General features: G+C 67.7%; 29 protein-coding genes and 1 tRNA gene. 13 read left to right on the top strand and 17 right to left on the bottom strand.

All coding sequences use genetic code 11. From position 1 onward, the window contains the following. Positions 1-41: 41 nt before the first annotated feature. Together Q5694_RS33545 and Q5694_RS33540 are read right to left on the bottom strand one after the other, a co-directional pair. On the bottom strand, positions 42-761 hold the full coding sequence (locus tag Q5694_RS33545) for a TetR/AcrR family transcriptional regulator (RefSeq protein WP_333937291.1): 720 nt from the start codon (positions 759-761) through the stop codon (positions 42-44). Positions 762-1,194: 433 nt separating this feature from the next. Continuing rightward, a complete protein-coding gene (locus tag Q5694_RS33540) occupies positions 1,195-2,193 on the bottom strand; it encodes a sigma-70 family RNA polymerase sigma factor (protein ID WP_333937290.1) in 999 nt (332 codons plus the stop codon). Positions 2,194-2,385: 192 nt separating this feature from the next. Between Q5694_RS33540 and Q5694_RS33535 the strand changes: the two genes are divergently transcribed. Further along, on the top strand, positions 2,386-2,904 hold the full coding sequence (locus tag Q5694_RS33535; RefSeq protein WP_333937289.1) for a GNAT family N-acetyltransferase: 519 nt from the start codon (positions 2,386-2,388) through the stop codon (positions 2,902-2,904). A 69-nt stretch (positions 2,905-2,973) separates the two neighbouring features. On the opposite strand, the gene Q5694_RS33530 is transcribed toward Q5694_RS33535, so the two are convergent. Next, positions 2,974-3,759 carry a dioxygenase family protein gene (locus tag Q5694_RS33530; protein WP_333937288.1) on the bottom strand — a complete coding sequence of 262 codons (786 nt, stop codon included), beginning with the start codon at positions 3,757-3,759 and terminating at the stop codon, positions 2,974-2,976. Positions 3,760-3,847: 88 nt separating this feature from the next. Here Q5694_RS33530 and Q5694_RS33525 point away from each other — a divergent pair, with 88 nt between their 5' ends. After that, positions 3,848-4,381 carry a MarR family winged helix-turn-helix transcriptional regulator gene (locus Q5694_RS33525; RefSeq protein WP_333937287.1) on the top strand — a complete coding sequence of 178 codons (534 nt, stop codon included), beginning with the start codon at positions 3,848-3,850 and terminating at the stop codon, positions 4,379-4,381. Positions 4,382-4,463: 82 nt separating this feature from the next. On the opposite strand, the gene Q5694_RS33520 is transcribed toward Q5694_RS33525, so the two are convergent. Together Q5694_RS33520 and Q5694_RS33515 are read right to left on the bottom strand one after the other, a co-directional pair. Then, positions 4,464-6,011: an MFS transporter gene (locus tag Q5694_RS33520; protein WP_333937286.1), complete on the bottom strand. Its 1,548-nt coding sequence runs from the start codon at positions 6,009-6,011 to the stop codon at positions 4,464-4,466. A 125-nt stretch (positions 6,012-6,136) separates the two neighbouring features. Then, positions 6,137-6,781, bottom strand: coding sequence for a TetR/AcrR family transcriptional regulator (locus Q5694_RS33515; protein WP_333937285.1), 645 nt, complete (start codon positions 6,779-6,781; stop codon positions 6,137-6,139). A gap of 695 nt (positions 6,782-7,476) precedes the next feature. On the opposite strand from Q5694_RS33515, the gene Q5694_RS33510 reads away from it, so the two are divergent. After that, the gene (locus Q5694_RS33510) at positions 7,477-8,838 is read left to right on the top strand and encodes a M6 family metalloprotease domain-containing protein (RefSeq protein ID WP_333937302.1); all 1,362 of its coding nucleotides are present in this window, start codon (positions 7,477-7,479) and stop codon (positions 8,836-8,838) included. Between the two features lie 28 nt (positions 8,839-8,866). Next, positions 8,867-8,942, top strand: a tRNA-Arg gene (locus tag Q5694_RS33505). 68 nt (positions 8,943-9,010) lie between these two features. Here the strand turns inward: Q5694_RS33505 and Q5694_RS33500 are convergent. From Q5694_RS33500 to Q5694_RS33450, 11 genes are all read right to left on the bottom strand, one after another. Further along, positions 9,011-10,162, bottom strand: coding sequence for a tyrosine-type recombinase/integrase (locus Q5694_RS33500; protein WP_333937284.1), 1,152 nt, complete (start codon positions 10,160-10,162; stop codon positions 9,011-9,013). Continuing rightward, positions 10,162-10,344 carry a helix-turn-helix domain-containing protein gene (locus Q5694_RS33495; protein ID WP_062927388.1) on the bottom strand — a complete coding sequence of 61 codons (183 nt, stop codon included), beginning with the start codon at positions 10,342-10,344 and terminating at the stop codon, positions 10,162-10,164. Before Q5694_RS33495 ends, Q5694_RS33500 begins: the two co-directional genes overlap by 1 nt. Continuing rightward, positions 10,337-11,632 (bottom strand): replication initiator, encoded by a 1,296-nt coding sequence (locus Q5694_RS33490; RefSeq protein ID WP_333937301.1) that lies wholly within the window; start codon positions 11,630-11,632, stop codon positions 10,337-10,339. Before Q5694_RS33490 ends, Q5694_RS33495 begins: the two co-directional genes overlap by 8 nt. A 158-nt stretch (positions 11,633-11,790) precedes the next feature. Then, a complete protein-coding gene (locus Q5694_RS33485) occupies positions 11,791-12,036 on the bottom strand; it encodes a SpdD protein (RefSeq protein ID WP_333937283.1) in 246 nt (81 codons plus the stop codon). A gap of 23 nt (positions 12,037-12,059) precedes the next feature. Beyond that, positions 12,060-12,254 (bottom strand): hypothetical protein, encoded by a 195-nt coding sequence (locus tag Q5694_RS33480; protein ID WP_102910781.1) that lies wholly within the window; start codon positions 12,252-12,254, stop codon positions 12,060-12,062. 16 nt (positions 12,255-12,270) lie between these two features. Beyond that, positions 12,271-12,462, bottom strand: a complete 192-nt coding sequence (locus Q5694_RS33475; protein ID WP_333937282.1) for a mobile element transfer protein — start codon at positions 12,460-12,462, stop codon at positions 12,271-12,273. Positions 12,463-12,464: 2 nt separating this feature from the next. After that, positions 12,465-12,650, bottom strand: coding sequence for a hypothetical protein (locus Q5694_RS33470; protein WP_333937281.1), 186 nt, complete (start codon positions 12,648-12,650; stop codon positions 12,465-12,467). A gap of 16 nt (positions 12,651-12,666) precedes the next feature. Then, positions 12,667-13,329 (bottom strand): DUF2637 domain-containing protein, encoded by a 663-nt coding sequence (locus tag Q5694_RS33465; RefSeq protein ID WP_333937280.1) that lies wholly within the window; start codon positions 13,327-13,329, stop codon positions 12,667-12,669. A gap of 88 nt (positions 13,330-13,417) precedes the next feature. After that, positions 13,418-14,794: an FtsK/SpoIIIE domain-containing protein gene (locus Q5694_RS33460; RefSeq protein ID WP_333937279.1), complete on the bottom strand. Its 1,377-nt coding sequence runs from the start codon at positions 14,792-14,794 to the stop codon at positions 13,418-13,420. Continuing rightward, a complete protein-coding gene (locus Q5694_RS33455; RefSeq protein WP_053670612.1) occupies positions 14,794-15,150 on the bottom strand; it encodes an SCO3933 family regulatory protein in 357 nt (118 codons plus the stop codon). The genes Q5694_RS33460 and Q5694_RS33455 overlap by 1 nt, the downstream gene beginning before the upstream one ends. Before the next feature lie 165 nt (positions 15,151-15,315). Beyond that, the gene (locus Q5694_RS33450) at positions 15,316-16,104 is read right to left on the bottom strand and encodes a GntR family transcriptional regulator (RefSeq protein WP_020274970.1); all 789 of its coding nucleotides are present in this window, start codon (positions 16,102-16,104) and stop codon (positions 15,316-15,318) included. Positions 16,105-16,211: 107 nt separating this feature from the next. On the opposite strand from Q5694_RS33450, the gene Q5694_RS33445 reads away from it, so the two are divergent. From Q5694_RS33445 to Q5694_RS33415, 7 genes are all read left to right on the top strand, one after another. Beyond that, positions 16,212-16,574, top strand: a complete 363-nt coding sequence (locus Q5694_RS33445; RefSeq protein WP_333937300.1) for an NUDIX hydrolase — start codon at positions 16,212-16,214, stop codon at positions 16,572-16,574. Between the two features lie 46 nt (positions 16,575-16,620). Beyond that, complete coding sequence (locus Q5694_RS33440; protein ID WP_333937299.1) at positions 16,621-17,046, top strand: ATP-binding protein; 426 nt, start codon at positions 16,621-16,623, stop codon at positions 17,044-17,046. After that, the gene (locus Q5694_RS33435) at positions 17,040-17,423 is read left to right on the top strand and encodes a hypothetical protein (protein ID WP_443040988.1); all 384 of its coding nucleotides are present in this window, start codon (positions 17,040-17,042) and stop codon (positions 17,421-17,423) included. The genes Q5694_RS33440 and Q5694_RS33435 overlap by 7 nt, the downstream gene beginning before the upstream one ends. Positions 17,424-17,937: 514 nt before the next feature. Further along, entirely contained in the window at positions 17,938-19,062 is a 1,125-nt protein-coding gene (locus Q5694_RS33430; protein ID WP_333937278.1) for a DUF262 domain-containing protein, read from the top strand. Continuing rightward, positions 19,063-19,770 (top strand): MAE_28990/MAE_18760 family HEPN-like nuclease, encoded by a 708-nt coding sequence (locus Q5694_RS33425; RefSeq protein WP_333937277.1) that lies wholly within the window; start codon positions 19,063-19,065, stop codon positions 19,768-19,770. Positions 19,771-20,091: 321 nt separating this feature from the next. Continuing rightward, the gene (locus Q5694_RS33420) at positions 20,092-20,706 is read left to right on the top strand and encodes a hypothetical protein (protein WP_333937276.1); all 615 of its coding nucleotides are present in this window, start codon (positions 20,092-20,094) and stop codon (positions 20,704-20,706) included. A 201-nt stretch (positions 20,707-20,907) separates the two neighbouring features. Further along, positions 20,908-21,108 carry a dehydrogenase gene (locus Q5694_RS33415; protein WP_333937275.1) on the top strand — a complete coding sequence of 67 codons (201 nt, stop codon included), beginning with the start codon at positions 20,908-20,910 and terminating at the stop codon, positions 21,106-21,108. A gap of 330 nt (positions 21,109-21,438) precedes the next feature. Here Q5694_RS33415 and Q5694_RS33410 read toward each other — a convergent pair whose 3' ends face one another. Further along, positions 21,439-22,011, bottom strand: coding sequence for a hypothetical protein (locus tag Q5694_RS33410; RefSeq protein ID WP_333937274.1), 573 nt, complete (start codon positions 22,009-22,011; stop codon positions 21,439-21,441). Positions 22,012-22,148: 137 nt separating this feature from the next. On the opposite strand from Q5694_RS33410, the gene Q5694_RS33405 reads away from it, so the two are divergent. Together Q5694_RS33405 and Q5694_RS33400 are read left to right on the top strand one after the other, a co-directional pair. Next, on the top strand, positions 22,149-22,274 hold the full coding sequence (locus tag Q5694_RS33405) for a hypothetical protein (protein ID WP_333937273.1): 126 nt from the start codon (positions 22,149-22,151) through the stop codon (positions 22,272-22,274). Between the two features lie 1,073 nt (positions 22,275-23,347). After that, entirely contained in the window at positions 23,348-23,905 is a 558-nt protein-coding gene (locus Q5694_RS33400) for a hypothetical protein (protein WP_333937272.1), read from the top strand. Positions 23,906-24,474 lie beyond the last annotated feature (569 nt).

Here is a 24,474-nt window from a genome sequence, read left to right as displayed (position 1 = left end):
GCGTCTCATCCCGCCCAGGGGAATTGCCGCAGCGCCGCGTCTCATCCCGCCCAGGGGAAGTCGCGCAGCGCCGCGAGATTGCGCAGGGCGAGATCCACCGGACCGTCCGGGCCCTCCACCGGGCCCTCGCCCTCGGCCCAGGCCTCCATCGCGGTCCGCACGGCGGCACTGGCGACGGCCGCGGCGAACCGCAGGTCAGGGCCTGGGGCAACGTTGTCGGGGGACGCAGCACCGGACTGCGCGGCGGAGCCGCCGTACCCACCGGAGTCATCGGCCCCGTCGGCCCGGGCGACACGTGTCAGTCGTTCCGCCAGGACCTCGGCCAGCAGCCGTTCCGAGGCCTGGCAGACCTCCGCCCACACCCTGCGCAGGGAAGGGTTCGCGTCGGCCAGGCGCAGCAGCGTGCGGACCCACTCCCAGGAGGACACGGAGACACCGGCACCCGGGGTGAGGGTGTGGCGCGCCCCCTCCTCCAGGGCCCGGAGCGGGCCGACGTCGGCGGGGACGGCGCGTACCGCCTCCACCCAGCGCCGGGACCCGGCCGCGTACAGCGGGGCGACGGCCTCCTCCTTGGTGGCGAAGTACCGGTAGAAGGTGCGCGGCGCGACGCCGGCGGCCTGGGCGATGTCCTCGGCGCGGGTGGCCCGCAGGCCGTGCCGTACGAAGAGGCGGGCCGCCGCCCGGGCGATCTCCATGCGCGTCTCGGCTTTCCGCCGCTCGGTCAGCGAGTGCGGAGACGGGGTGGGGGTGGTGCTGCTCACGCCCGGCAGGCTATGCCCATGTGACACAATCTGCCATCTGGCGGGCCACCCCGTGGTTCAGGTACGGGGTGCCCCGCCCTCCGCGGCGGCTCGGGGCCGTGCCCCCGGGGGCTCGGGCGGGCGGTGTCCGCACAGCGAAGCCGGGCCCCGGCGTCCGGGGGGAGGGACGCCGAAGCCCGGCTGGGGAAAGTCCCGGCGCCGGGGGGAGTGCGACGGGACGCGGTGTGCGGGGACCAGGGGGTGCGCCCCCGGTCCGAACTGGTGGACCCAGGAGTCTTGTTCCCTGCGTCCACGGATCGAAGCGGCGTTCCACGGCCATGTTTGCGCGGTCTTTCGCCACCCGGCGTACGCGGTGCCCTCCGGGCGCCTCCGGTGCGTCGCCCACGGGCCGTGGGGACGAGCCGGGCGCCCGGACGCTCACCGTCGGGCGGGGTCAGGCCGCCGCGTCGAAGCCGGTGCTGCGGGCCAGCTTCTTCAGCTCCAGCAGCGCGTGCTTCTCGATCTGGCGGATGCGCTCGCGCGTCAGACCGTGCTCCTTGCCGACCTCGGTCAGCGTGCGCTCCCGGCCGTCCTCGATGCCGTAGCGCATCTTGATGATGGACGCCGTGCGCTGGTCCAGACGGCCGATGAGGTCGTCGAGCTCCTCGCTGCGCAGCAGCGTGAGCACCGACTGCTCGGGCGACACCGCCGAGGTGTCCTCCAGGAGGTCGCCGAACTGGGTCTCGCCCTCGTCGTCCACCGACATGTTCAGCGAGACCGGGTCGCGGGCCCAGTCGAGCACGTCGGTGACGCGCTCGGGCGTGGAGCCGAGCTCGGCGGCGATCTCCGCGGGCTCCGGGTCCCGGCCGTGCTCGCGGTTGAACTCGCGCTGCACACGGCGGATCCGGCCCAGCTCCTCCACCAGGTGGACGGGCAGGCGGATCGTGCGGGACTGGTCGGCTATCGAGCGGGTGATCGCCTGCCGGATCCACCAGGTGGCGTAGGTGGAGAACTTGAAGCCCTTGCGGTAGTCGAACTTCTCGACCGCGCGGACCAGGCCGGCGTTGCCCTCCTGGATCAGGTCCAGCAGCGGCAGACCGCTGCGGGGGTAGCGGCGGGCGACGGCGACGACCAGGCGCAGGTTGGAGCGGATGAAGACGTCCTTGGCCCGCTCCGCGTCCGCGACCAGAGCCTCCAGCTCCTCGCGGCTGGCCTCCGTCGTGGTCTCCTCGTATCCGTCGAGGATCTGCCGTGCGAACACACCCGCCTCGATGACCTGGGACAGCTCGACTTCCTTGGCGGCGTCGAGCAGCGGTGTGCGCGCGATCTCGTCGAGGTACATGCCGACCAGGTCGCGATCGGCGATCTCGCCGCCATGGGCGCGAACACTGCTTGCCGCGTCGGCCGTCTCGCCGGTGGCGGACTGACGACGGGCGACGGCACGGGTTGCCATGCGTGCTCCCTTGCGAATTGAGTCAGCGGGTGGTCCTTCGGACGCTGGACTCCGTCTCCGGGACCCTTTCCGGACTTCCTCGGGTGCCCTGCATCCGATGGAAACAACGACTGGAATCAGGACAGAATTCCCAACCCGGCGCTCCATTTTTCTGATCATGCAGTATCCTGCCCGGCCACACGAGGAGGGCCGTTGTTCACGGAACGTGCGGAGACGCAGGTCAGGCCGGGAGTCGAGGACGACCTCGAGGCCCTCACGGCCCTCTACAACCACTACGTGCGTGAGACTGCGATCACATTCGACACGGCGATCTTCACTCCCCGGGAGCGCCGCCCCTGGCTGCTCTCCCACCCTGAAGACGGGCCGTACCGTCTGATGGTTGCCACGGAGCCGGGTACCGGGCGGATCCAGGGCTACGCCACCTCCAGCCCGTTCCGGGCGAAGCCCGCGTACGCGACCTCGGTCGAGACGACGGTGTACGTCGCCCCGGACGCCGGCCGGCGCGGCATCGGCACCCTGCTCTACGAGGCCCTCTTCGCCGCCCTGTCCGGGGAGGACCTGCACCGGGCCTACGCCGGTGTCGCCCTGCCGAACGAGGCGTCCGTCCGGCTGCACGAGCGCTTCGGCTTCCAGCACGTCGGCACCTACCGCGAGGTGGGCCGCAAGTTCGGCCGCTACTGGGACGTGGCCTGGTACGAGAGGCCGCTGTAGCGCGGCCTCGCCGGCGGACCCGGCACGAGAAGCCGCTGCGGCGGCGGCCTCGCGTACGGGCCCGGGCGGTCAGCCGAACTGCACCGACCGCTTCGCCAGACCCATCCAGAACCCGTCGATCACCGACGTGTGCGCGTCCAGGTCGCCGGTGGCGTCGGCCGCGCCCATGGTCACGAACAGCGGGGCGAAGTGCTCGGTGCGGGGGTGGGCCAGCCGTCCCGCCGGTGACCTGCGGGTGAAGTCCAGCAGCGCGTCCACGTCCCGGCCCTCCAGGGCCCGCCGGCCCCAGTCGTCGAACTCCGCCGACCAGGCGGGGATGCCGCCCTGCCGGAGCGCCGCCAGGTTGTGCGTGAAGAAGCCGGAGCCGACGATCAGCACGCCCTCGTCGCGCAGGGGGGCCAGGCGGCGGCCGATCTCCATGAGCCGTACCGGGTCCAGCGTCGGCATGGACACCTGCAGCACGGGGATGTCGGCCTCCGGGTACATCTCGACCAGCGGGACGTAGGCGCCGTGGTCGAGGCCGCGGTCGGGGACGTCCTGGACGGGCATGCCGGGGGCGCGCAGCAGCTTGCGTACGGACTCGGCGAGCCGCGGTGCGCCGGGGGCGGCGTAGGTCACCTCGTAGTAGTGCCGGGGGAAGCCCCAGAAGTCGTACACGAGCGGGACGGTGTCGGTCGCGCCGAGGGCGAGCGGGGCCTCCTCCCAGTGGGCGGAGACGACCAGGATCGCCCGGGGGCGCGGCAGACCGCCGGACCAGGCGGCCAGTTCGCCCGGCCAGACCGGGTCGTCGGCCAGGGGCGGGGCGCCGTGACTGAGGTACAGAGCGGGCATGCGCTCCTGGGTGGCGGCGGACATGCTGCGGCTCCTTCCGGGGACGTGTTACGTGAAAACTGTAAGAGCCACTTGTTTAAAGTTCAAGGAGAGTCCGCGTACAGTGGAGCACATGAAGGCACCCGCATCCGCACCGTCGCCGGGCTCCACCGCAAAGCCCCGGGAACCACGCTGGCTCACCGACGAAGAGCAGCGTGTGTGGCGTTCGTTCATGGAGGGCGTCACCCTCCTCGACGACCATCTCGACCGCCAGCTCCAGCGCGACGCGGGCATGCCGCACGTCTACTACGGCCTCCTGGTCAAGCTCGCCGAGGCGCCGCGGCGGCGGCTGCGGATGACCGAGCTGGCGATGCTCGCGAAGATCACCCGCTCGCGCCTCTCGCACGCGGTCGCGCGCCTGGAGAAGAGCGGCTGGGTGCGCCGCGAGGACTGCCCCGACGACAAGCGGGGCCAGTTCGCCGTCCTCACCGAGGAGGGCTACGAGGTGCTGCGGCAGACCGCCCCGGGCCATGTCGAGGCCGTGCGCCAGGCGGTGTTCGACCGGCTCTCCCCGCAACAGCAGAAGTCCCTCGGCGAGATCATGCGGATCATCGCCGAGGGACTCCAGCCCGCCGAAGCGGGTGCGGACCTGCCCTGGCTCCGCTGAGCCGGGGCAGGTCCTGGATTCCGCGGGCCGGGGCGTCCCCTTCCCCGTACCCGCGGATGGCCCGAAGGGGTGGGTGTCGCCGTCAGTGGGCGACGACCGGGATCTGCACCTCGTCCGCCGCGCCCTCGTCGGCGCCGGTCGCCGCGGTCATGTCCGGACGGCCCGCGTTGACCAGGGTCAGGGCGATCGCGGCGGCCACCACGAGGATGCCGACGGCGAACCAGATGGCGCTGGTGTAGCCCTGCACCTGGCCCTGCAGCTGGATCAGCTGCTGCTGGGACCGGCTGGTCGCCCCCGCGATGTGGTCCGCGATGTACGAGGTGGTCGCCGAGGCGGCGATGGTGTTCAGCAGCGCCGTGCCGATCGCGCCGCCCACCTGCTGCGAGGTGTTGACCATCGCGGAGGCGACACCGGAGTCACGCGGCTCGACGCCCTGGGTGGCCAGGGACATGGCCGGCATGAACGCCGTACCCATGCCGAGGCCGAGCAGCAGCATCGCCGGCAGCAGCAGGGCCGCGTACGAGGAGCCGATCTCCAGCTGGGTCAGCAGCAGCATGCCGAGCGCGGCGACCAGGAAGCCGGGACCCATCAGCAGGCGCGGGGCGACCCGGGTCATCAGGCGGGTGCCGATCTGGGTGGAGCCCGTGATCATGCCCGCGATCATGGGCAGGAACGCGAACCCGGTCTTGACCGGCGAGTAGCCCTTCACGATCTGCAGGTAGTAGGTCAGGAAGAGGAACAGGCCGAACATCGCGATGATCGCGAGACCGAGGGAGAGGTAGATGCCCCCGCGGTTGCGCTCGGTGACCACGCGCAGCGGCAGCAACGGGGCCTTGACCTTGGACTCGACGAGCACGAAGGCCAGCAGCAGCACGGCCGAGGCGACGAACATGCCCACGGTCACCGCGTCGCTCCAGCCGTCCGACTCGGCTCGGGTGAAGCCGTAGACCAGCGCGACCAGGCCGAGGGTGGACAGGACCACGCCGGGGATGTCCAGCGGGGAGCGGTTGCGGCCGCCCTTGGGCTCACGGACGACGAAGTAGGCACCGGCCGCGGCGACCACGGCGAACGGGATGTTGACGAAGAACGTCCAGCGCCAGTCCAGGTACTCGGTGAGGAACCCGCCCAGGATCAGGCCCACGGCGCCGCCGCCACCGGCGATCGCGCCGTAGATGCCGAACGCCTTGGCGCGCTCCTTGGCGTCGGTGAACATCACGGCGAGCAGCGAGAGCGCGGCGGGCGCGAGCAGCGCGCCGAAGACGCCCTGGAGGGCGCGGGCGCCGAACATCATCGCCTCGTTGGTCGCGGCGCCGCCGAGCGCGGAGGCCGCGGCGAACCCGCCCAGACCGACGACGAAAGCCTTCTTGCGGCCCCACAGGTCGGCTATGCGTCCGCCGAACAGCAGCAGGCCGCCGAAGGCGAGGGCGTAGGCCGTGACGACCCACTGCCGGTTGCCGTCGGAGATGCCGAGGTCCTGCTGGGCGGAGGGCAGGGCGATGTTCACGATGGTGGCGTCCAGGACGACCATCAGCTGGGCGAGCGCGATGAAGACGAGCGCCTTCCAGCGGCCGGGATCCGGTTCGTCCGGTACGGCCGGGATGACGCGGGCCTTGGAGGCTGTTTCAGACATGGGGGTACCCACTTCGGGACTTCGTGACGGAAAAAGAGTGACGGAAGGTGACGGCGCGCCTACCGCGGCGCCCGCAGGGACTGTCGCCTGGTCCTCAGACGCGTGGAACGGTCGGAACTAATCGGTCAGGGGCGGCGCAGGTCCTCCAGGGTGGTGGCCGTGCCCGGCAGGACGGAACGGGCGGGAGCCCGCAGCCCGTCCAGGAACAGCTGGAGATGACGGTGGACGAAACGGTCGGCGCGGAAGCAGTCCGTACCGGCCGGGGGCCTGCTGAGCTGGGCCACGCCGATCATGACGTCTCCGACATCCACGTCGGAGCGGAGCTGACCGGCCCCCCTGGCCCGGTTCATGACTTCCTCGATCTTCCGCTCGACGCGCTCCCGCGCGGCCTCCAGGTCCGGGTGGTGCTGGTCGAACGTGCTGGAGACCATCGGGCAGAGGGCGCTGATCCGCTCGTCCGCGGCGGCGTGCACGAAGCGCTCCAGCGCCTCGAACGCGTCGCCGGTCTCGGCGAGCGCGGACTCGGCCGCCGCGATCGTACGGTCCATGACGGAGCAGACGACCTCGCGGACGAGGGCGTCGCGGTCGGGGAAGTGGCGGTACACCGTGGCGTTGCCGACGCCGGCCCGGCGGGCGATCTCGTCGAGCGGCACCTCGGGGCCGTGCTCGACGAACATCTCCCGGGCGGCGGTGACGATCCGCTCCCGGTTGCGCAGGGCGTCGGCACGGGGCCGGGGCGCCTTGCGCTGTGCGGGGCTCGCGGTCTGCACGGTGCACTCCTGTGGCGGGTGGGTGGATGATCCGGGGAGCGGCTCCCCGTTTCACTCGGACACCTGGCTAAACGGGGAGTGGGTCCCCGGTATTTCCCGTCGACGGAAACTTTGTACGTGACCTGGGTCACATCGGCTGGGGCGGCATTGAAGCCGCGACGAGGCGAGCGAGGGGGCGTCGCCGAGCCCGCCGGCCGCCCGCGACTGCCGACAGGGGCGAGTGCCCGAAGGTCGTGTCCGCAAGCCGGCAACCCGGGCTACTCGCGGGAAACCCACGATCGGTCTCTTCCAGCGGGCGGCCCCGCACCCCGCGCCGCAGGGTGAGCGCAAGGGCGCAGCCGGAGACCGGAGGCTGCCGTGGCGCGGGAGGTCCCTTGCAGGTTCCTGGCACGCAGCCACAGCCGCAGCCCCGGCGCCCCCGGTCGGGCAACGCGGGGCCGCTCGGCCACCGCATACGCCGACGCGGCGGCGAGGACGAGGGCGAACAGGTCGGCGGCGGCATACCCCGGCGCGACGGCGAGGCCGGCGGACACCCGCTCCGGCGCCCCGAGGGGGACGGCGGCGAACGCACGACCCGACACCACGACGAGGCCGACGGCGAAAGCGAGACGCGGCGCTACGACGAGGCCGGCAGCGAAAGCGAGACGCGGCGCCATGGGGAGAGCAACGGCGAACCGGCACTCCCCCGCCGCCGCATACCCCGGCGCCGTCTCGCCGCGCTGGCCTGCGTGACCGCGTTGACCTTCACGGTGAGCACCTCGGCCGGATCGGGACACCTGGCCCCCGACACCATGACGGCGGGAGCGGCCCCGACCACCCTGTCTCGCACGCCCGCGCACTCCCCCTGCCTGATCCGCCCGGCCCGAGAGGTCCAGATGTCCGAGGGCATCCCCACGCCGGCCGGCTACGCCCGTTCCACCGGCACCGTGCGCGCCCTCACGCTGATGATCGACTTCTCGGACGCTCCCGGCGAGGGACGGGCCCTGGACCGCTACCGGGAGTTCTTCCCGCAGACGACCGAGTGGTTCCGCACCAGCTCCTACGGCCGCCTCGACTACCGCCCCGAGACCCCGATACCCGACTGGCTCCGGATGCCGGAGTCCTTCGACGACTACGGCATAGAGCGCGGGGCCCCCTTCGAGCCCGGCTACCGCGCGCTCGTCCAGGACCTCGTCGCCGCGGCCGACCCGGAGGTGGACTTCAGCCGCTACGACCTGCTGAACGTCCTGGTCACCCCGAACGCGGGCCCGTCCGCCCTGGACACCGTCCTGTCCGTGACGTTCGCCGGCAACTCCGAGGCCCCTCAGGCCGACGGCGTCCCCGTCGCCAACGCCTCGTTCGTCTACTCGCGCCAGGACGACGGATCGGGCTCCTACGAACGCACCGGCTACCGCGTGCTCCCCCACGAGAACGGCCACGTCTTCGGCCTGCCCGACCTGTACACCGCCGAGGGCGGGGGCGCGGTCGGCCACTGGGACATCATGAGCGAGGACTGGGGCGCCAACAACGACTTCCTGGGCTGGCACAAGTGGAAACTGGGCTGGCTGGACGCGGCCCAGGTGCACTGCGCGGCCTCCTCCGGCACGACGGAGTACACACTGACACCCCTCGCCGAGGCGGGCGGCCCCAAGCTGATCTTCCTGCCCGTGGACGGCAGAACGGGTTACGCCGTGGAGGTGCGCACACGCGCCGGCAACGACGAGGCGGTGTGCCGCCCGGGCGTCCTGATCTACGAGGTTGACGCGGAGGTCGACACGGGCATGGGCCCGGTGACGGTCCACGACGCCCGCCGCGACAGCGGCGGCTGCACCCGGTCCCCGAACGTCCACGCGGAACTGTCCGACGCCCCGTACACCCCCGGCGAGACGTTCCGCGACACACGAGGAGGGGTGGAGGTACGGGTCACCGGGGAGACCCCGGACGGTGGTTACCGGGTACGGGTGACGAGGACCGGACCCACGGGCACGGGAAGCCCACCCGGGCAGGGAACGACCACGAACGCCTTCCCCTCCCCCACCCCGACCCCCCACCGGCCCGACCCGCATCCGGTACGCTGACGCCTGTGGTCTTCCGGACCACACCACTGCCTTCGTAGCTCAGGGGATAGAGCACCGCTCTCCTAAAGCGGGTGTCGCAGGTTCGAATCCTGCCGGGGGCACCAGCCAAAAGGCCCCGGACCGATCATGGTCCGGGGCCTTTGACATCCACTTCTGACATCAACGCGGGTGGTCACTCGCGGATGGGGCGTCTCCTGAGCAGGCGATCCATGTGGCTCATGGCTTCGCGCTGCGTGTCCTGGACGACGTGGGTGTAGACGTCCATGGTGATGCTGATCTGGGAGTGGCCGAGGATCTCCATCACGACGCGGGGCGCGACTCCGGCCGCCGTGAGGAGGGTGGCCGTGCCGTGCCGGGCATCGTGCAGCCGTATGACGCGGAGGCCGGCGGACTGGGCGACACGGGTGAATGAGCGGTACAGGTTGCGCGGCTCGACCGGACGGCCGGTGCGGGTGGTGAAGACGTAGGCCGACTCCTGCCACCTCTCCCCCGCCTTGGCACGGGCAGCCGCCTGCCGCATGCGGTGCCAGCGCAGGGGTGCGATGCAGAGGGCGGGCAGAGATACGGCACGACGGCGGCGGCTCTTGGGATCGTCGTCATACAGGACCCCACGGCGCCGCTGCGTCTGCTGCCGCACGTAGAGGACGCGATTGTCGAGGTCGACGTCCGACCACCGGAGACCGACGATCTCTCCCCGTCGGAGGCCCATGGCGATGGCGAGGACGAAGGCCGCGTAGAGCGGGTCCTTCCGTGAGGCGGCGAGGAAGTCGAGCGTCTCGTCGAGGGTCCATGGCGTCAGCTCGCGGTTGTCGGTGCGGGGCGGCTCCACGAGCTTGGCAACGTTCCGTGTGATCAGCTCCTCGCGGCAGGCCGAGGACAGCGCCGAGCGCAGAACTCGGTGCGATTCCTTGGCGGTTGCGGCAGTGGTTTCCTTCTCCATGCGGACGAGGAAGCGGCGAACGTCGGCGACGCCGAGGGATTCGAGCCGCTTGGCGCCGAGCAGGGGCACCAGGTAGAGCCGGACGTGCGCCTCGTACTTGTCGAAGGTGCTGAGCTTCCGCCGGGGCTTGATGACGTTGTCCAGCCAGTACGGCAGCCACTCGGAGAGCTTGGCGGACTTGGTGGGTACGGGCACGCCCTGGTCGACCTTGGCGAGCAGCTCACGGCGCTTGGCGTCGCACTCGGCCCAGGTCTTGCCGTAGGCGAACTTGCGGGCCCGAGTGCCATCCGGCTGGAGGACGTAGACCGCGCACTGAAAACGGCCGTCCTTGCGCTTGGTGATGGTGCCCGCGCCGTTCGGGTTGCGCTTGCGTTGCTGGGGCATTAGGCAGCCGCCTCCAGTTCGTGGGTGATGTACTCGCGGACGGCCCGCGCGGGGATACGACGGCACCGGCCGATGGTGATCGAGGGCAGACGACGGGAGCGGATGAGGTCGTAGACGGTGGAGCGGCCGAGCTTGAGCCGCTCCATCACGTCAGGCACCGTCAGCAGTTCGTCGTCATGCATGGGTGGGTTCTCCTTCCGTTCCGGGGGCGGGTTCGAGGGATGCGGCAAGCCAGGCTTCGGCGTCCGAGAGGCCGGTTCCGGCGAAGACCCAGTGCGCGAGGACGTACGTCGTCGTCTCGGGCTCGGGGCCGTTGGCTGCTGCGGCCGTGGCGGCTTGTTCGCGGCGCCATTCGGCGCGGGCGTCGCGGAGGGCGCCGAGGGTGGTGGAGTAGCGGCGGGACTTGGTGGAGAAGTGGCCGCGGAAGCCGAGCATGTGGGCCCAGGCGCGCAGGCGGAGGTGTTCGAGGTCTTTGCGTGCGCCGAGGAACCATGCAGTGCGGATCATGCGGCGGGCGTGGTCGCTGATGTCGAACTGAGCCAGTTCGGCGGCGAACTTGAGCGGCCGGTCGAGAGCTCCCGTCGCGGTCTCGGCGCCCTTGGTGGCGTACTTGGCGATGTAGGCGGCGACCGCTCGTTCGGTCAACTCCTGGCCGTCGTTGAAGTCGGCCGAGCGGATGGTGCGGACATCGAGCTGTCGCCCGAAGACGAAGGTGTGGGCGCGGCCCTCGATGACCGGACCGTCCACACGAACCTTGGCTGTGGCAGTGCGGATGGCGTCGGTCAGCAGCTCGGCCGTGGCCCAGGCCGGGGGCGGTGCGTCGCCGCCGCTGGGGCCGTCGATGCGGATGACGGCGTGGAAGTGAACCGCGCCGCGCTTCTGGTACTCGGCGACCTTGGCGAAGCTCACGCGGGCGTGCTCGCGAAAGCGCCGCTGGGACAGGCCGGCGCGCTTGGCGACCTCTCGGCGCAGGTAGGTCGAGAAGCGCCGCCAGAGCGGACCGGCGTGGGCGTTCCAGAGCACGGCGGCTTCGTAGTCGTAGGTGTCCGGGTCGATCGGGGAGCCGAGTTCGTCGTCGTCCTGGTCGTGGTGGGTGCCGCAGCGGCAGGGGCGCCCGTTGGAGGGACGGTTGTGGACCGGGCCGAAGCTCGGGGCGGTGAAGGTGGCGAAGACGCGGGGGTGGGAGGCGACGTGTTCGGGGATGCCCTTGCCGCCGCGCAGGCCGGAGGTGATCAGGTGGAAGGTGTCGCGGCGGTAGACCTCGGCGCAGGCAGCGCAGCGGGTCGTGCGGCGGTTGTTGCAGCGGACGAGGAGTTGTCCGGCCGGGAGGGTGGAGGAGTCGAGGCGGTGGACGATGTTGCCGATCTCGCCGGTGCGGGTGTCGACGCCGTACTCGGTGCGGTGGCCGTCGAGGCGGATCGGGTGGGTGCAGCCGCCGAGCCCGGAGAGCTGGCGGAGGATACCCGGCAGCGTGCCCTGCGCGGCGAGGTTCGCGAGTTCCGGGAGAGGTGCCGGAGTGGTGCGGGTGAAGATGGCGTTTTCCTTCTGGCTGGCTCGGTCGGGAGGAACCGGCGCCGGGGCGGCGTAATGCTTGGTCGTGTGCCGCCGCCCCGGAGCCCTGGCGCGGTTCAGCGGCGGTGGTGGTCGCGGAGCATGGAGCGCAGGACGACGGCGGCGACGGCCACCGAGATGGCCGTGACGGCTACGGCGGCCAAGAGCGCGGTGAGGACGACCCCGCCGACGACCAGGGCCACGACGGTCTTGTGATCGACGGAGACCGACGGGAGTGAGCGCCGTACGGGCGCCGCCTCGGTCGCGGTGTGGGTGTGCGCGGGCGGCGGTGTCGGGCTGTCGGGGTACTTCGGGAGGAACACGGGTGGTCTCCTTATCTACTCGTCTAGGCGTGTGAGCCGTTTATGACGGTCACGCCGGAGCGCGTGCCGGACTCGATGGCGGGGGCGAGGAAGGTGCGGGAAAGCCAGAAGCCGAAAAGGGCGATCAGGACGACGATCCAGACGCGGACGCCGAGGAACCTGACTGCTCCCCAGGCGAAGAAGCCGAGGACGACGACAAGCGGCAGGCTGACGGTCACGTTTTTCGGGGTCCTTTCAACGGGCGGGGCAGCGGTGGGTGCGGGCGGCGAGTTCGGCGGCGGCGCGGCTGTCGTAGTCGGTGGAGAAGCCGCAGCGCGGAGCGGTGCAGGCGGCGGTGTGCTTCTCCTGGCCTCGGCCGTCGTAGTACGTGCCGACCTGGACGGGGCCGATGCGGCTGACGTGGCGGAAGCGCTTCGGTGCGGGCATGGTCAGTCCTCCTGTCGCGGGCTGGGGCGGGGGAAGTCGCGCAGGATCCGGGCGGCTTCTTCCGGATCCGGAGTGCGGTCGGCGGCTTCTTCGGCGAGGAGCCGGGCGAGCGCCGTCCGACCACTGACGGCCATCTCGCGGGCCGCTGAGAGGTAGTCGGCGGCCGTGTTGAAGCAGAAGAGCGGCATGATCTCCCTTTGCTGGTCAGGTGAGTTGGGCTGCGATGGCTTCGGCCATGGGCGGCGGGACGCCGAGGCGTGCGCGCAGGGTCGGGGTGTCGATGGCCGTTCCGGTGCGGGTGTGGTGCTCGGCGGCGACTTTGCGGGCGTGCTCGACTAGGGCGACCGGGACTGCGACCGGAGGCGGGGTCAACGGTGGGGCCGGTGCCGGGTCGGCCGCCGGTGGCGTCGGGGGGTCTGGGGCGGGATCGGGCGCGTGCTCCTGGTCCTCGACGTCCTCGGGTTCCTGTTCGTCCACGAAGTCAGTGGTCTCGTCATGCGATGCCGGCGGCGAGTGGACCAGGAGGGTTCCGCCGAGGAAGGCAACCGCGGGCCAGCCCGCCACCAGGATGCGCAGCCAGGCCGGGACGTGGTCCAGATCGAGCAGTCCGGCGGTGGCGACGTTCGCGCCGAGGGACGCGGCAAGTGCGACCAGGAACCAACACCACCCGGCCGCTTTCGCCTCCCCGGAGCGCAGTCGGCGCCAGGCGGCGACGAGCAGCAGGTCAACGCTGATCGGGTAGGCCCACGCCTTCCACCCGTCTTGTCCGGCCGCCGAGGCGACGTCGTGCAGGTGGGCGAAGGACAGCGCGGCGGCGATGACGGCTTGGATGAGCACCGCGTCAACGCGGGCCAATTGGGCGCGCATGATGCGGCTCCTTCCGGATTCAGGCATGGGAGGGGTAGGGACGTGGCGTGAGACGGTCTCGCCGACCGGGGTTGAGTGGTGGCGCGGGTCAGTCGGTCACCGGTCGGGGCCGCACGGCCGGGCCCGGCGTCTCGACGGGCCGTACGGGCACGTCGGGCCGGAAGGGCTTGAGTGCGGGCAGGTCGGGGACCAGATGTGCGGTCTCGCGGCAGGTCTCGGCGGCCTCGCCGAGGGAGAGGTACGGCGTGCGGATGCGGGACCAGCCGCCGGAGGTGTCACCGGCCACGGCAAGGCCGGGTCGTTCAGGGGCGATGGCGCAGGCGGCGGAGACCGCTTCGGGTGCGATGTCGCCGAGCGCCATCTTCGCGGAGGCTTCGTCGTTGACGCGGTGGCAGACGCGACCGGTCAACTGGGCTCGCAACATCGTGGCGCCCTTGCCCAGCTCGGCGCCGAAGCGCTGCCCGCAGACCTCCAGGTAGATGCCGGCCGCTCGGCCGAGCTGGGCGAGCCGGATGAGCTGGGTGACCATCTCGTCCCGCCGCTCCTCGTCCTTCCTGGTGGCGACGAGGAAGATTTCAGCGACCTCGTCGACGAACAGCACGACTGGGACCGGGCGTTCATACTCGGGCAGTCCCCAGAAGTCGGAAGTGATCTCCTCGGCCGGGGTGTCCGGAGCGATGCCTTGCCGGGCCTTGATCAGGTCGTATCGATCCTCCATTTCCTTCACCAGCACGGGCAGCAGTTCGGCGGCCTGGTGCGGTTCGGTCGCCAGCGCGGAGAGGCGGGAGGCGAACGGCGCCAGCTCCACTCCGCGCTTGCAGTCGATGCCGACCAGGGCGACCGGCTGAGGGGCGAGACCGGCTATCAGGTGCCGCAGGTACATGGACTTGCCCGACAGGGTCGCACCGAGGGTGAGCTGGTGAGGCACGGTCCGGTAGTCGCGTATGAACGGCATGGCGTCCTCCCGAAGGGCCACCGGCACCTGAAGGAACCCAGCGTCCACCTTGCGCGGCATCCGTACTTGCCGCAGCACGTCGAAGCCCACCAGCCGTAGCTCCACCACACCGGGCTTGACCGTGGTCACATACACGGCGTGAACGCCCCAGGCGTGCCGCAGCCGTTCCGCCGAGGCGGCGACGTCGGCCGGTTCCTGTCCCGGAGCGAGGCGCAGACGGAGCCGAAGCCCGGTCGAGGTGGGGCGGATGATGCCCCGGCGCGGCGGTACGGGACGAACTTCACGGCGAGTGGTGGCCTTGACCGCCAGCATCCGCAGCCGGGACGGAGCCACAGTCAGGCCGCAGGCCTCCATGACCGAGCCGTACGAGCTGAGCAGCCGGGCTGTGGATATCGGCAGGCCGAACGTGGACCAGTACACCCCGGGATGCTTGGCCCGGGCGTAGGCGGCCCCGCCGCCGAGTGCGGCGACAGGACCACCCACCTCCAGGAGCGTCGTCAGATCAGTCATCAGGCAGCGGCCCCGGAGGCGGCCGGGAACGCGGCCGGAGTCACCGCAGCGGCGCGGAACGCGATGCCGTGCCGCTGCTGCCCGTTGAAGACGCTCTCCCACGGACGGGCCACCAGCCCCGGCAGCGAGACCGGAGCACCGAGCGTCAGCCCCTCGGAGACTCCACTCTCAGGAACGGTGACCTTGATCAGCGAGGACTCGCCGTCCTCCAGGTAGACGACGCCCATGGTCATCAGGGCTTCACCGCTGGTGGCGTCCTTGGCGATCTCGCCAGTCTGCCGGTCGCGGACCTTGGGCTCGGGCGCCTCGGTCAGCAGGATCGTTGCGGCGGAGGTCTCTACACGGATGGTGCGCAAGGCTTCTTCCCATCTACTCGTCTATACAAGATGCGGTGATCGAACCCGATCTCCGGGAACGACGACCACCTTGCCACACAACTTGCCCACTCGTCTATACGAGTAAGCCTGTTGGGGTGTACGAGTTCGGACAGACAGCCCCGCGCACCACCACCGATCAGGCGCTCACGTCGCCGGGAGCTGGTACGACAGGACGTACGCGTCCGCCGCCATGACCGTGTCACAGACCTCCACGGCCCGCCCCTCCTGGTCGAACGCGGTCCGGATCAGGTGAATGACCGGCACGCCAGAGGCCAACCGCAGCGTCCGCACCTCATCGGGCGAGGGCATCCGGGCACGGATCTCTTCCTCGAAGTGGTCGAGACGGTGCCCCAGCTCCTCAAGCCGGGCGTAGATGCCACCGGGCCCGGGGTTCGGCTCGGCGATTGGCGTCCCGCGCGCGATGTCGAGCGGCAGATACGAGGTGGCGAACTCCACCGGCCGCCCGTCCAGCAGATACCGGCGACGCCGGGCCAGCACCCGCCGCACGGACCCAAGCCGGGTGGAGACGTCCTGACTGGCCTTCTCCTCCTTGACCTCCAGGCTGTCCACCTGCGGGTGACTGCCGGCGGCGTCGGCCTCCACGATGAACGCGGACTTCCCCTGCTCGCGATGACGCCGGGCGAACCGGTCGGAAGCGAGACGCCGTACAGGCGGGCGTGGTCGCACGAAGACACCCTTGCCGTGCTCGGCGTGCACCAGGCCCTCGCCCTGGAGGACGGAGAAGGAGTTTCGAACCGTCATACGGGAAACCCCGTAATGCTCGACAAGCTCCGCTTCCGAAGGCAGCTTTTCGCCCTCCTTGAATCGCCCACGGTCGATGGCCTCGCGCAGCTGGTCGGCGATCTGCCGAAAGACCGCACGGTCGCTCGTCGGATCGAGGTCGCCGAGGAGGCCGGAGGAAAGAGAGGGCACGTGTACTCCTTTAGGTATCTAGACGAGTGGGCGAGCTTTGTTGCTACGGTGGAGAGCCTAGCCATCCGAGAGGGCAGAGGAACGTGAGCACCGACCGTCCGCACTCCGTGAGTGTCGCCGGAGTCATCGTCGACGACCAGGACCGAGCCCTCTTGATCAAGCGCCGCGACAACGGCCACTGGGAACCCCCAGGCGGAATCCTCGAAGAGACCGGCATCAAGATCGCGCTTCCCGCGACCCTGACCGGGATCTACAAGAACATGAAGGGCTTGATCGTCTCCATGGTCTTCCGCTGTGAGGCCGCCGACGGCACGCCCACGACCGGGGACGAGACTCGCGCACTGCGCTGGGCCACCCGCGAAGAAGTCATCGAACTCGCCGACGAGGCCTACGCGATCCGCGTCCTGGACGCACTCGACGCGGTATCCCCGCCGGCCATCCGCGCCCACGACGGCGTGAAACTCGTCTAGCCCGAACCCGCTGCACATGGCGGCCTACCAGCACGAAGGAACTTGTATGCACGAGTATACGAGCACCGCCCGGGTCTGGGGACTAACTTGCCCAGGTTTTCCGGAAGAGGTGAGCCGGGCCCGCCGCTGGACGCGGGACATCCTGCGGGGATCTCCCCTGGCCGACGACGCCGAACTGATCGTGAGCGAGCTGAGCGCGAACGCGATCCTCCACACGGCAAGCGGCGGGGAAGGCAGCTTCCACCTGGCTCTCGCGGTCTCCCCGAAGGTGGTGGCTCTGTCGGTCACCGACGAGGGAGGGATGGGCACGGCCCCGAAGGTCGAGCGGCCGAGCGAGGACGCAGTACACGGTCGCGGCCTGGGCATGGTCAGCGTCATCGCACACCGGGTCGTCGTCCACGGCAGCCACAGCGGCTACACCGTCACCGCGGAACTCTTCACGGACGCTCAGCCCGGAGGTCACCCGTGCTGATGGACAAGCCCCGGCGAGGCTTCTGGTGCGAGTGCTGGACGCAAGACGTCAACGACGAGACAGGGTGGCCGGCACTCCGGGCATCCTTCGACGCCTACTCGGCACCACAGGCGGACAGATGGGTAGCGGTCGCCCTGCGCACCATCTCACCAGCACTCGACCCGGACGCCTCCGACGAGGCTTGGGCCTGGCTCTATGACGGCCGCATCGACACGCGACGAGCCCTCTTACGCATGGAACCCTGCACGGTCTCTCTGACTTACGCCAGCACCCGCATCACATGGACGATCCGACCAGTGATCTTCCTACCGATGGCCCACCGGCAGATCGAACTACCGCCCTGCGCACACGACTTCAAGCCTCAGCCGTCCGTCTAATCCCAGGTGAACGCGGCCACTGTCAACCATCAGCTGGGACCGAAGTGTCAAGCATCTACCGGGACCGGACAGCCCCAGCCGACCGACTGAGTTACAACTTTCTCTACTGGTTCAAGGCCCGCGCACGGCGCGGGCGCGCGCCGCCTCTGCGGCGCGGCCTGCCTCCTGTCTCCGCCCCGGCTGGCCGCGCCCGGCGGCGCGCTCACGAGCTGCGGGCACGAATGGGGAGACACCCTCTGTGGCTGGGGCGGTCGGCTCCACGGCTTTAGGCAGCCACCATGGGGCGAGCCTCGAAGATCATGGCCCCAACGTCGTGCTTTAACGGGCAGGTCCACAGACTGCCCGACTCGCCATCAGCTTACGGGGCCATGATCACTCGCCCCATGGCAGCTCCTGCCCAAAGCCGCTCCGCCGACCTTAGAGGTCTGTCCCACTCGAGCTGTCCCACTCAAACGTATGGATACGACACGTAGGTCACGCTACGCTAAGTATCGGATCAAGAACGAGGAGCGATATGACCGAGGATCAGACCTTGTTTGACGATGACGTCGAAGAGGACGTCACGGTAGATCAACGAGAACCACTGAATCTCGGTAACCGAGAACGTCGCCTCGTCACGCAACCATACGATCTCTCCGTCGGGACCCTGGTCGATGACATCAAGAAAGACCGTCTGCTTCTCAATATCGAATACCAGCGCCAATATGTGTGGGACAGGGCCAAGGCAAGCAGGCTGATCGAAAGCCTACTCCTCAATATCCCGGTGCCCGTATGTTACTTCGCCGAGAATGAAGATGGGGCATACGAAGTAATTGATGGATTGCAGCGGATCACGACGATCAGCAATTACCTTGAGGGTAAATTCGAGCTCAAGGGAATTCCGGTCCTGTCCGAGCTAGAGGGAAAGTTCTTCTCGGACCTAACGGTGCGCGATCAGCGACGTCTCAGCGGTAGAACAATTCGCTGCATCGTGATCACTGAGGACTCTGACCCTGACATCAAATTCGATGTATTTGAGCGTCTGAACACTGGCTCTGCACGCCTCGGCTCACAAGAACTCAGGAACTGTATCTATAGAGGGGACCTGAATGACTTCCTGAGGCGCACGGCCGACCTTCCTTACTTTACAGGAATTCTCAGCGGTATCCGAAATAGGCGAATGGAGTTTGAAGAGCTCGTCCTGCGCTTCTTCTCCCTCCATAGCACCGTTGTGGAATATCGCCCTCCTCTCCGCCAACTGCTCAATGGCTACATGCGAGAAAATCGCGCACGCGTCCCCGAGCAAGGAGAAATGGATCTTTTTGCGGACGTCTGTCGTACAGTGGCCGAAGTTTTCGGAGACTCAGCCTTTAGGCTTCCGGCGCCCAATGGAAGGCCTGCTCCTGGAATGAATAAGGCACTCTTTGATGCGGTTATGATCTCCTTCGCTCACGCGGACCGTGCAGCCATTCGTGCAGCGCCGCAGCGTGTCCGGGAGCTGCGGGAAGAGCTGCTGAAGGACGAGGAATTTCTCTTCTCAATCGGTCGTGCGACCGCCGACCGATCCCGCATGCACTATCGAGTTTCCAGATTCTCGATCGGTTTGGCCGAGCGGGGAATTTCTTGTTCCCTGCACGAAGAGCTTGAGAGTGCGCGATAAATGCCAACCAAGCTCGCCGCGTACGATGATTTCATCAACAGTACCGCCGAACTTAATCACCTATTGGCGGTCCGCCCGCATTCTCCCCTCATTCGGAGGACCGATGAGGCGATTCAGCTGGAAAATGCAGTGCACCGTGCTTGTCTCGTCCTCTTGGTGGCCCACTTCGAGGGTTTCGCAAAGGGTGCACTAAGCGAGTACGTCGACGAGGTCTGTGCCGTACGCCCTCCTGCCCGTAAAGTACCTCCTGCATTTCTCGAGCTATTCACTCGGGATAGAATTCAAGAGATTTCCTCGTTGCCGCCAGGGGCTGACCGTGTTAATAGGACACGGAAGTTGTTTACGGCATTCTCAGCCCTGTGGGATCAAGAGCGATCCATTGATCCGCAAGTGATTTCGTCGAAAATCTTGGCGCGTCAGATGACAAGCTTGAAGCCGGATGTTTTGCGCGAATCATTTGCGTTGATTGGCATTGACGATATTGTCGACGATGCAACATCGCACCTTCAGGGTGCAGGGCTCAGTGTGCGGGTTGATATAAAGCTGGCCGAGATCGTAAACAAGAGAAACCTGATTGCGCACGGCGACTATTCGGTCAAGCCGACTTCGACAGACCTGGAAGATTACATTCAGTTCTTTATGGCCGTTGGTGATGCGTTCTCTACTTGTGTGGCAAAAGCGATTGAAGAAGCGTGCACACTTAGATGACGCAAGCGATCCCACTGTCACGCGTTGAGCGTGAAAAATTCGATGCGAAACCTGCCGGACGTACAGCAGCGGAGTACCGCAACCTCACCAACGACTACGTCATGCACCCCACTTTGGGGACTCCCGGATGACCGTGATGACCGCTGTCGACCGATCCAAATAGAGCTACGGATCAGAACGTGCCGCCCACTGCGCCTGAGTGGCGAGATCACGCCCTCTACAGGGGACGGAGTGCGGCTGTAGCGTGCGCTTCGCACACATAGAGCACCTCAGGGCACTGGAGCCAGACCTGTGATAGCTATGCAACTTGCCTCTGAGGCCATGAACACAGCCTTCATCGCCGCCATTGCTGGCGTGGCTGGTGCCCTGGTGGGAGGGGTGGCCACCGTTGCCGCCGCCCGTTCCGCCAGCCGAGGATCCGTGGGTGCTGCCGCGAAATCAGGAGCCGATGCCTACGGCATGTCCGTTCGGCAGACCCGGATGGACTCGTATCAGGAGTTCGCCAAGGCTGCTCGTCTGTCGGTAAGTCAGATACAAGACGCCGCCAACTCAGTCGGGGCGTACAGCCAAAGCATCGGGGAAGACGAGCGTCGCGGCGCCATCCCCTCCCTACAGGACCTTTTGGCTCAACTCGATCCGATGGGCGATGCCGCGATCCGCGTACGACTCGCCGGCCCACAGGTCGTCGCCGAAGAGGCGTATGCAGTGCTTGAGAAGTGCGGGAACGCGCTGGGTGACCTGGAGAGCTACGTCGGACTGGTCCAAAGCAGCCCCTTCATGTCAGTAGACAGCGACGATCTCGTGATCATGACGGAAGGCCCCCTGATCCGGTACCGCGAGGTAGCAGCCTCCGTCGGAGCTGCTTCGAATGCGATCGCGAAGTTCCTTGACGTAGCGCGCGACCACCTGGACGACTGGAATGGAAGACCCGCCTAGCGGCGTACCGAGAGCCAGGCTTGGGCGAACACGAACCTGTGCCCGGTGAGTGTCGAATTGGGTGACAACGCCGACGAACACCGGCGGACGAGCGCGGACGTCTGCGGACCATCAATGCAGGTGAGAAGCGCGCCAGCCCAAGGCAGCACCCCCACCCAAGTTGCTTCGGGACGAAGAGGTCGCTCGGTTAGGGTGCGTCGCATGACCGACTTCGCTCCGGACTGTCCTGAGTGCAGCCAGCCCATGAAGGCGGGCGGCTTTGCCCTCTCCGCGCGGGAGGACGATGGCCGGCGCGCCTGCCGGTTGCTCTGGGGGTGTGCCGGTCGGCATATCTGGTGGCGCTGGGCCGACCGGCTGGACGGGTCTTTGGAAGCCTGCCCGGTGCCCAAGCTGTTCCGCTGATATCCAACGCTGCGTCAACGAGCGTGGACGGCAGCGACACGCGGCAACCGCGTCCGGCACTGTGCCCGAGGCGAGTTCGGGACCAAGACGAGGGTAGATCGAACTCTTAAAGGCAACGCAGCCCGTAGGGCGGTACCTAGGCGTCCAGAGGTACTGACCCTGACTTGTCGCCCCCGACAATGTCCCGGACGGCTTCCAAACGCCGCCTGGGCCCTCTACTGCGAGTACCCGCAGTGTCTGGCAACGCCACCGCCGTATTGCCATGGCCACTGGCGGGCGAGCGCCAGCGGCAAGTGGGTCCCCGGCTGCGGTGACTCGCGGGAATGGTGATCACACTGTCGTGCCGTCGTCATCCAAGGCAGCCTGTGCGGCATCGATGAATGCATCCAGCCCCATATCTAGTTTCAGTAAGCGTTCCTCGGCCTGACGGAAAGATCTCCGGAGTGCATCTCCTTCGCGAGGCGTACTGATAAGTGACACCAACGAGGAAGTCAGAGCGAAAGAACGGTTACAGACAGACTTGGCAGTTGTCGTCACGTCTTTAGGGCCAGCTAATTGGACGCGGGTAAGAACCTTCAAGGCGTCAGTATGAAGTCTGTAGGCATCGGTCAGCAGTGAAGCAGAATCCCTAACTCCCGATGATTGGAGGTGTCGATCCAACTCTTCCTGGTCTTCTGGCGGGGATTCTTCAAACAAGGGACTGGCGTGAGCCATCTGTTCCCTGACCGTGGCTATGAACTCTTCGTAGACCGCCTGCCGGGCGTCGCGCCGTTGTCGCCGGTGCTCACCGCGCGCTGTGATCTTCGCTTGTTCCCGCGCGGACCATCCCGTAGCGAGTGCCGCCGCCGTCGTTGCAACGGCCCCTGCGAGAGCGCCCAGTACTGCTGCCAACCCTGCGTCCATGGACAGAGTTTGGCAGGAGCGCGACGCATTTACCGGACCTAGCCGATCATGACGCAATTGAAGCGGTGACGGGTCGTCACGTCTTCACGGCAGCGCCGGCTCACGACACCGCCAGTCGAGGCAGCCAGGTTGAGAGTGTGGACGAGGAAGCGATCACCATCAGGCTCACGCGCGATCAAGCGTTCGTGCTGTCGGACTGGCTTCACCAGGTCATGTTCCAGTCCGACGACCTTCAGGGGATCGTGCATGACCGCGCCATCTGATCGCCGATCTACGCGATCTCCAGAACGCTCGACAAGACGCTGAGCGAGATCTTCGTGGACTACGGCCCACGCCATGAAGCGGCCAAGGAGCGTCTCCGCGCCGATCTGTATGGGGAGCCGACGAGCCGACGGCACCAGGTCAGGACACAGCCGACGCACCACAAGCGCACCAGATGGAGCGGGGAACAGCGGGCAACCACGGGGGAGCGACCAGGGACGATGAGACCTAGTGTCGGGCGGACGCCCAGTTCAGCAGCCCTATCCGCCCCAAATGCCCGCAGCTTCCCCAAGCTGATGGCTCCTGGGCGAAACGCAGCAGCTCTTGGAGCAGTTGCCCCACAGCCGCACCCTCCCTGCACATGCTCTGCCAGACTCGCTTCATGGGGCGTTGCGCTGGGGTGACACGGCAGGGGCGAGCGTGCGGAAACACGGCCGGATGGAACGGCTACTGCCATCTGCACGGTGGTGGAGGTCGACGAAGCCGAAGCCCACGTGTCTCTACTCCTCCCCGACTTCCGCGCATGCCGGCGCCTCCAGAACCGCAGCAACAGGGCAGGCGGAGAGGCTGGTTCTGGCGGTTGAGGTGGCTCGTCATGGGTTGGTTCGAGGCACTACGCAATGCGATAGGCCGACGCTCATGACGGTGTTGGCTGGGCCGTCCCTGGGCCGTCCGCGGCCGGTCGACAGTGGCCAATGACGACCAACGACGACCACCAGGCGATGGTGTCCTGCCGAGTGGTGTAGCCGATCAAGGCGCCGGAATCCGCAGGTCGGGGAAGGTGGCTCCACCGGACCGGGCGCTCAACTCGCCTCAGCAGGGCGCCTTGTGGACTGCCACCTCTGCGGAGATCGCCGGCGGTCTCGTACCGGAACGTGCAAAGCTTGATCGCCTACACCACGACGCGGGACACAACCCACCAGGCGGTCGATCCCATCGCCCCTCACCAGCAAAAACGCAGGGTCGCCAAGATCCCCGACAACACCCAGGGCTAGAAGACGTTCCTTGCTCACCTGATGCGAGGTAGCCGACTTCGGTGCACACGGTACGTGTCAGGTGGTAGATCCTTTACCGCATGGACCAAGGGGTAGCAGCTCTGATCGCCGGTCTTGCGGGCATGGCCGGCGCGCTTGGCGGAGCAGTGGCAGGGGCAATCGGTGCTGTTCGCGGTGCCAAGGTGGGAGCGGAGAAGACAGCTGAGGCCACACGTCAACAAGTCAAAGATCAGGCGTTGGCAGAGCATGGCCATTGGCTCAGGGAGCAGCGCCAAGCAGCGTACAGCGCGTTCATCGCTGCCAATCAAGCTGTTGAGCGAGCCGCTGACACAGCGATACGGAACACACCTGGCCCGCATTGGAGAAGCGAACTGGAATCTCTTGGTCAAGCAATCGACGAACTGAACAACGTGTCCAGCCAGGTTGCCGTACTTGGGCCAACGAACATGATCGAGCTGTCAGGGCGGGTTTTCCACAAACTGTTGCGTCTTCGCGCAACGCTTGGTGAGGGGGGCGATGCTGTCGACTTCACTCAGGACCACCAAGACCGAATCGATGAATCTTGGGATGAATTCGTCGAAACTGGCCACTTGTTCCAGGAGGGTGCCCGGAGGGTGCTTGTCAGTCAACTCGAGTAGGGGCGTACAGCAGTGAAGTACGGCAACCTCAACAACCCGCAGCGTTCGACACGGGCCCTCACGACCTTCCCGGCGGCCGGTATGACCATTATTGGCCGATCTCTGTGCAGCTATGGTCAGACGGCTCCTGACATCTACGGCTGACATCAACGACTCCGGACGGGGACGTACAGCAGCACCTCCGCCCGGCCGTCGCACCAGTCGACAGCCGCAGCCGGAGCGGACCCGGATCGAACTCCTAAAGCGGGGTCGCAGGTTCGAATCCTGCCGGGGGCACAGCAGGAAGGGCCAGCTCAGGAGGATTCTCCTCCCAGGCTGGCCTTTCGTCGTGTTCGGAGTCATGACACGTCCCAGGGGTTGCCGTATCCCATCCGCGTCATCAGCTCCCGCGTGCCGGCCCTGCCGTCAGGGCCATGTGTCGCCCTTGTGCAGCAGGTCGTGGAAGAGCCCAGGAGGATGTCCTTGCAGGCTGCCTCCTGGAAACTCCTGACAGAACGCCGGCCGACCACTCGATGGTGGTGGAAGAGCTCGACCGACAGGATGGGCCGTGACCGTCGAAGGGTGAGGAG

This window comes from Streptomyces sp. AHA2 (assembly GCF_036857595.1).
Taxonomy (GTDB): domain Bacteria; phylum Actinomycetota; class Actinomycetes; order Streptomycetales; family Streptomycetaceae; genus Streptomyces.
Note: the sequence above shows the minus strand (reverse complement) of the source record. Positions and strands in the feature narration are given on the sequence as shown.

What these genes read in the sequence shown, in the direction of transcription:
- Q5694_RS33540 (WP_333937290.1), bottom strand. Translation starts at nt 2,193, where the DNA reads ATGGCAACCCGTGCCGTCGCCCGTCGTCAGTCCGCCACCGGCGAGACG.
- Q5694_RS33530 (WP_333937288.1), bottom strand. Translation starts at nt 3,759, where the DNA reads ATGTCCGCCGCCACCCAGGAGCGCATGCCCGCTCTGTACCTCAGTCAC.
- Q5694_RS33525 (WP_333937287.1), top strand. Translation starts at nt 3,848, where the DNA reads ATGAAGGCACCCGCATCCGCACCGTCGCCGGGCTCCACCGCAAAGCCC.
- Q5694_RS33520 (WP_333937286.1), bottom strand. Translation starts at nt 6,011, where the DNA reads ATGTCTGAAACAGCCTCCAAGGCCCGCGTCATCCCGGCCGTACCGGAC.
- Q5694_RS33500 (WP_333937284.1), bottom strand. Translation starts at nt 10,162, where the DNA reads ATGCCCCAGCAACGCAAGCGCAACCCGAACGGCGCGGGCACCATCACC.
- Q5694_RS33495 (WP_062927388.1), bottom strand. Translation starts at nt 10,344, where the DNA reads ATGCATGACGACGAACTGCTGACGGTGCCTGACGTGATGGAGCGGCTC.
- Q5694_RS33475 (WP_333937282.1), bottom strand. Translation starts at nt 12,462, where the DNA reads ATGCCCGCACCGAAGCGCTTCCGCCACGTCAGCCGCATCGGCCCCGTC.
- Q5694_RS33470 (WP_333937281.1), bottom strand. Translation starts at nt 12,650, where the DNA reads ATGCCGCTCTTCTGCTTCAACACGGCCGCCGACTACCTCTCAGCGGCC.
- Q5694_RS33465 (WP_333937280.1), bottom strand. Translation starts at nt 13,329, where the DNA reads ATGCGCGCCCAATTGGCCCGCGTTGACGCGGTGCTCATCCAAGCCGTC.
- Q5694_RS33460 (WP_333937279.1), bottom strand. Translation starts at nt 14,794, where the DNA reads ATGACTGATCTGACGACGCTCCTGGAGGTGGGTGGTCCTGTCGCCGCA.
- Q5694_RS33440 (WP_333937299.1), top strand. Translation starts at nt 16,621, where the DNA reads ATGCACGAGTATACGAGCACCGCCCGGGTCTGGGGACTAACTTGCCCA.
- Q5694_RS33430 (WP_333937278.1), top strand. Translation starts at nt 17,938, where the DNA reads ATGACCGAGGATCAGACCTTGTTTGACGATGACGTCGAAGAGGACGTC.
- Q5694_RS33425 (WP_333937277.1), top strand. Translation starts at nt 19,063, where the DNA reads ATGCCAACCAAGCTCGCCGCGTACGATGATTTCATCAACAGTACCGCC.
- Q5694_RS33420 (WP_333937276.1), top strand. Translation starts at nt 20,092, where the DNA reads ATGAACACAGCCTTCATCGCCGCCATTGCTGGCGTGGCTGGTGCCCTG.
- Q5694_RS33415 (WP_333937275.1), top strand. Translation starts at nt 20,908, where the DNA reads ATGACCGACTTCGCTCCGGACTGTCCTGAGTGCAGCCAGCCCATGAAG.
- Q5694_RS33410 (WP_333937274.1), bottom strand. Translation starts at nt 22,011, where the DNA reads ATGGACGCAGGGTTGGCAGCAGTACTGGGCGCTCTCGCAGGGGCCGTT.
- Q5694_RS33400 (WP_333937272.1), top strand. Translation starts at nt 23,348, where the DNA reads ATGGACCAAGGGGTAGCAGCTCTGATCGCCGGTCTTGCGGGCATGGCC.